The 761-nt window shown below is 40.7% G+C and carries 1 pseudogene; it reads left to right on the top strand.

Features of this window, described 5'->3' with window-relative positions:
- Positions 1 to 120 precede the first annotated feature (120 nt).
- Positions 121 to 761, top strand: a pseudogene (locus ACTNBF_RS16485) (transposase); the annotation flags it as partial.

Genomic DNA, 761 nt, shown 5'->3' with positions numbered 1-761 from the left:
CCAAAATTCAATAAAAACCTTGATTTTATGGGAGAATGCAAATAAAAAGAGCATTGACCTCCCTTTTTCTGGTATAATGTCCTCGACCAAAATTCCAAAACACCAAAGGAGACAATGCTCATGGACATTATACAATACTTACTTTCTGTTATTCAATATCTTTATCAGCAGAATTGCTGGCTGATTACTTTTATCTGCAAATATATTCCACTGAAACAGTGGGCTTTTGACGATTCTCATTCCCCAAAGTACCAGAAACTCAAAACAGACGAACTTCCCAAAATCGAAATCCATCACAACGACTGGGACTGGCAGCTCCTGATCCCCTACTATGAATTCAAGTATCACAAGAAGATCAAACCCGTCTCACGCCGCAAAGAATGTGATATCTCCGAGGACTGCAAGTGTCCCTGCTGTAATGCCCCTCAACCTTATCTCTACCGCAACAACGGCAGGAAAGGTCAGATCAAATGCAAGGTCTGCGACACAAACTTTTCACCGGATGATAACCGTTTCTCTAAAGAGTACACCTTACGCTGCCCCCACTGTGGAAATGCTCTGGTACATAAAAAAGATAGGAAACACTTTATCCTCCACAAATGCGTGAATCCCAAATGCCCTTACTATCTCCACAATCTTAAAAAAGTAGATAAGGAACATCTTGAAAAAGCTTATGGCAAGAACGAATACAAGCTACACTACATCTACCGTGAATTCACCGTGGATTTCTTTAAAATGGATCTGGATTCCCTCCCGAAAAA

It is taken from the genome of Bariatricus sp. HCP28S3_A4, from assembly GCF_052066395.1.
Taxonomy (GTDB): Bacteria; Bacillota; Clostridia; order Lachnospirales; family Lachnospiraceae; genus Allocoprococcus.
The sequence above is the reverse complement of the archived record's forward strand: the minus strand, read 5'-3'. Positions and strand labels throughout refer to the sequence as shown.